This is a genomic window from Xinfangfangia pollutisoli (genome assembly GCF_020179405.1).
Taxonomy (GTDB): Bacteria; Pseudomonadota; Alphaproteobacteria; order Rhodobacterales; family Rhodobacteraceae; genus Pseudogemmobacter; species Pseudogemmobacter pollutisoli.
Map to the genome: position 1 here is coordinate 1 of NZ_JAICBZ010000144.1, position 4,795 is coordinate 4,795.

4 protein-coding genes and 1 pseudogene are annotated in these 4,795 nt (G+C 70.0%); all 5 read left to right on the forward strand.

Going from position 1 to position 4,795, the window contains the following annotated elements; genetic code table 11:
• Positions 1-515, forward strand: a 515-nt coding sequence (locus tag K1Y73_RS21325) for a short-chain fatty acyl-CoA regulator family protein (protein ID WP_225030411.1), incomplete at its 5' end; no start/stop codon positions are given.
• Between the two features lie 120 nt (positions 516-635).
• Entirely contained in the window at positions 636-1,037 is a 402-nt protein-coding gene (locus K1Y73_RS21330) for a response regulator transcription factor (protein WP_225030413.1), read from the forward strand.
• A complete protein-coding gene (locus tag K1Y73_RS21335; RefSeq protein ID WP_225030415.1) occupies positions 1,034-1,408 on the forward strand; it encodes a hypothetical protein in 375 nt (124 codons plus the stop codon). Before K1Y73_RS21330 ends, K1Y73_RS21335 begins: the two co-directional genes overlap by 4 nt.
• A 3-nt stretch (positions 1,409-1,411) precedes the next feature.
• Positions 1,412-4,099, forward strand: a complete 2,688-nt coding sequence (locus K1Y73_RS21340; RefSeq protein WP_225030416.1) for an ATP-binding protein — start codon at positions 1,412-1,414, stop codon at positions 4,097-4,099.
• Between the two features lie 85 nt (positions 4,100-4,184).
• A pseudogene (locus tag K1Y73_RS21345) lies at positions 4,185-4,795 on the forward strand (FliM/FliN family flagellar motor switch protein); the annotation flags it as partial.

Sequence of the window (4,795 nt, forward strand, 5' to 3'; positions counted from 1 at the left end):
GCTCGGGCAAGTCCACGATCGCCAATGCGCTGATGGTCAAGCTGATGGAAATGGGCGGCCGTCCGGTCACGCTGCTGCATGGCGCGGGTGTGCTGGCGGCGATGCGCCGCCTGGCGCTGTGGCCGGGGGCCGAGGCGGGGCTGGCGATCTGCGATGCCTCGGGCACGCTGACCTTCCGCAAGCCGGCCGAAGGCTTTGCCCTGCCGCGTTTCGGGGCGGCCTGTCCGTTATGGCCCTTGTTCGCGGCGCTGGCCCGGCCGGGTCTGCCGGTCGAGGCGCTGGTCGAATCGGCCGGGCCCGCCGGGGGGATCTACCGCGCGCTGGCCTATTGCGAGACGCGCCAGCCCTGGGGCTTTGCCGGGCCAGAACTGCGCGAGGCGGCGATGCTGATCCTGCCCGAGCCGGGGGCGCGGGCGGGGCGGCGGGTGATCGAGATCGGCTCGACCTGCCGGATCTGCGCCCGTGCGGCCTGTCCGGCGCGGCGCGAGCCTTCGATTCTGCAGGAAACCGCCTGAGGCGCGCCGCCCTGGCCCCGGCCCGCGGCCTGTGCCCGGCCAGCGCGCGGCGGTTTTGACAGCGGGTCGGGTTTCATGACAGACTGGTGAAAACGGGCCATCGGGAGGGGACCTGCAGGAGTGGCGCCGCATGTTCTGCTGATCGAGGACGAACCGCATATCGCCGAGGCGATCATCTTTCTGTTGCGGCGCGATGGCTGGCAGGTGACCCATCTGGCGCTGGGGGCGGGCGCGGTGGATCAGGCCAGGATCCTGGCGCCGGTTCTGGTGATCCTGGATCAGATGCTGCCCGATATCTCGGGTCTGGACATCCTGACCGGGTTGCGCGCCGATCCGGCGACGGCGCATCTGCCGGTGCTGATGCTGACCGCACGCGGCCATCCGCGCGACCGCGAGGCGGCGGTGCGGGCCGGGGCCGACCGGTTCATGGCCAAACCCTTCGCCAATGCCGAAATGATGGCCGCGGTGCGCGCGCTCTGTGCCCGGGCGATCCAGACCGATCCGCGGCCGGGCGCCGCATGAAGCGGCCGCGCCGCGTGATGTTCCTGGCGCCCCGGCCCTATCGCCGCCGCCGGCTGCGAGATGCGGCCCGATTGCTGCCGGTCTTCGGGGCCTTCCTGCTGGTCATTCCCGCCCTGTGGACGGCGCCCGGCACCGGGACGCGCCGGCTGTCGGGCGATGTCTTCTATTTCTTCGCCGTCTGGGTGCTGCTGATCGGCGTGGCCTGGGCCTTTGCCCGCGGCCTGTCGCGGCAAGAGGATGACGGCGGGGCCGACGAGGCCGAGGATGGCTTTCCCGCCGATCCGCGCCAGCCCGGCCGGGGGATCGGCGGCAGCACGGGCGGTGGCAGCACGGGCGCGGGCAGCGGCGGGATCAGCGGCGGCGGGGGCTGAGCCATGCCTTTCAATCTGCTGGTTCTGGTCTGTCTGGCCTATGTGATCTTCCTGTTCACCGTCGCCTTCTGGGTCGAGCGGCGGGCGCGGGCGGGGCGGCTGGGCTGGCTGCGCTCGCCCCTGGTCTATACGCTGTCGCTGTCGATCTATTGCACCGCCTGGACCTTCTACGGCGCGGTCGGCTATGCCGCGCGCTCGGGGCTGGAGTTCGTCACCATCTATCTTGGCCCGACGCTGGTTTTCGTCGGCTGGTGGTGGGTGCTGCGCAAGCTGGTGCGGATCGGCCGGCTGCATCGGGTGACCTCGATCGCCGACCTGATCTCCAGCCGCTACGGCAAGTCCAACGCCCTGGGCGTGATCGTGACGGTGATGGCGGTGATCGCCGCCACGCCCTATATCGCGCTGCAGCTGCAATCGGTGGTGCTGTCCTTCGAGGCCTTCGCCGCGGCGACGCCGCCGGACAGCCCGACGCCAGGCGCCGGGTCGACCGCGATCTGGCTGACCGCGGGGCTGGCGCTGTTCACCATCCTGTTCGGCACCCGCAATCTCGATGCGCAGGAACAGCACCACGGCATCGTCACCGCCATCGCGGTCGAGGCGGTGGTCAAGCTGATCGCGCTTCTGGCGGTGGGGATCTTCGTGGTCTGGGGCCTGTCGGGCGGGCTGTCGGGGATCGTGGCGCGGATCGACGCCTCGCCCATCGCGCGCTGGTCGCTGGATCCCGGGCGTTGGGCGGGGCTGATCTTCCTGGCGGGCGCCGCGGTGATCTGCCTGCCGCGGATGTTCCAGGTGCTGGTGGTCGAGAATGGCGATGACATCCAGCTTGCCCGCGCCAGCTGGGCCTTCCCGGCCTATCTGATGCTGATGAGCCTGTTCATCGTGCCGATCGCGGTGACCGGGCTGGAGCTGATGCCCGCCTCGGCCAACCCCGACATGTTCGTTCTGACCCTGCCTTTGGCCCAGGATCGCGGGGGTCTGGCGATGCTGGCCTTTCTGGGCGGGTTCTCCAGCGCCACCTCGATGGTCATCGTCGAGGCGATCGCGCTGGCGACCATGGTGTCGAACCATATCGTCATGCCCCTGTGGCTGCGGCTGCGGCCGGCGGCGGGTCTGTCGGGCGACCTGCGCGGGCTGGTGCTGAATGCGCGCCGGGTGTCGATCGGCGCGGTTCTGGCCATGGGCTATGGCTATTACCATGTCTCGGGCGGCTCGGCGGCGCTGGCGGCGATCGGGCTGATCGCCTTTGTCGGCGTGGCGCAGTTCCTGCCCGCCATGCTGGGCGGCATCTTCTGGCGCGGCGCCACCCGGGCCGGGGCGGCCCTGGGGCTGGTTCTGGGCTTCGGGATCTGGGTCTATGCGCTGTTCCTGCCGTCTTTCGGGCCCGATGCCGTGCTGTCGGCGCAGCTGATGGCCGAGGGGCCCTGGGGCCTGTCCTGGCTGCGCCCCGAGGCGCTGTTCGGCACCTCGGACATGGACCCGTTGATCCATGCGCTGTTCTGGTCGCTGCTGGCCAATGCCTCGGCCTTCTTCATCACCTCGGTGCTGACCTTCCCGGGCCCGGTCGAGCGGCTGCAGGGCGCGGCTTTCGTCAATGTCTTCGACGGGCAGGTCGGCCCGCAACGCTGGGAGGGCGGCGCGGCCGAGCCGGAGGAGCTGCTGACCATGGCGCAGCGCATCCTGGGCGACGAGGACGCCCAGGCGCTGTTCGAGGCGGCGGCGCGCGACCAGGGCAAAAGCCGCTCGATCCTGCCCGACCCGACCCCCGCCTTCCTGGCCGCGCTGGAAGAGCGGATGGCGGGCGCGGTGGGCGCGGCCACGGCGCATGCGATGATCTCGAAGCTGGTCGGGCGGCAGACCGTCACGGTCGAGGATCTGATGACCGTCGCGCATGAGACCGCGCAGGTGCTGGAATACAGCGCCCAGCTGGAAGCGCAGCGGGCCGAACTGGCGCGCTCGGCCACGGCGCTGCGCGAAGCGAATGAGAAGCTGACCCAGATCTCGGTGCAGAAAGACGCGTTCCTCAGCCAGATCAGCCATGAATTGCGCACGCCGATGACCTCGATCCGGGCCTTTTCCGAAATCCTGTCGGAAGGCGATCTGCCGCCCGAGATGGTGGCGCGCAATGGCCAGATCATCCTGGACGAGGCCAAGCGCCTGACCCGGCTGCTGGACGATCTCCTGGATCTGTCGGTGCTGGAAAGCGGCAAGGTACAGCTGTCGGTCAGCCTGTCGAACCTGCGCGAGATGATCGACCGGGCGATCCTGGCCACCGAACAGGTGAAGCCCGAGAAACGCTTTGTCTTCCAGCGCGATCTGGCCTCGGAAAACCTGTTCATCCGCACCGATGCCGACCGGCTGACCCAGGTTTTCATCAACCTCATCGCCAATGCGCGGAAATATTGCGATGCCGAATACCCGGAAATCCGCATCACCGTGCGGCTGAAGGCGGCGCGGGTCCGGATCGACATCGCCGATAACGGCTCGGGCATCCCGAAGGCGGGGCAGGGGCTGATCTTCGAGAAATTCTCGCGCCTTCCCGGAGAGTTGCGCGCCAAGGGCGCGGGGCTTGGCCTGGCGATCTGCCGCGAGATCGTGGCCAATCTGGGCGGGTCGATCGCCTATCTGCCGGGGCAGGGCGGCGCGGCCTTCCGCATCATCGTGCCGCTGCGGATCGAAGGTGGCACGGCTTAACCCTTTTTCAAACGCCTTCTGGCTAGGCTGGCGCGGATCGGGCAGGACAGATCCGATCCGGCAGCGCGGCAGGCGGACCCTGGGCATGAGCGACATCATCCGACGCAAGCTGGCGCGTGGCGGCAGCGCAGGGGGCGAAGGCGGCCCCGGCGCCGACCAGGGCTGGCGGCTGGCCTTCGCGCGCGCGGCCCGCGACGTGATCGGTCTGCATGTCGATGTCACCGGGCTGCGGCTGGCGCGGCGGGGGCTGGCGGAACTGCTGGACCTGCCGCCCGAGCGGGCGCTGATCGCGCTGCTGGACGGGCCGGCGGCGGGGCTTGGCATGATCGCGGTCGCCCCCGAAATCCTGTCGGCCCTGATCGAGATGCAGACCATCGGCAAGGTCGCCCCTCAGCCGCCCGCCCCGCGCCGGCCGACCCGCACCGATGCGGCCATGGTCGCCGGGCTGATCGACCGGGCGCTGATCGAACTTGAATCGATCCTGGCCGAAGAGGCCGATCTCGAATGGGCGGGGGGCTTCCGCTATGCCTCGTTCCTGGAAGATCCGCGGCCCCTGGGCCTGTTGCTGGAAGATCAGCCCTATCGGGTGCTGAGCGCCGATCTGCAGGTTGCGGCGGCCGATCCGGCCGCGGTGCCGCGGCGCGGCCAGGTGATCCTGGCTCTGCCGGCCGAGGGGCGGGGGCAACGCCCCGCGGC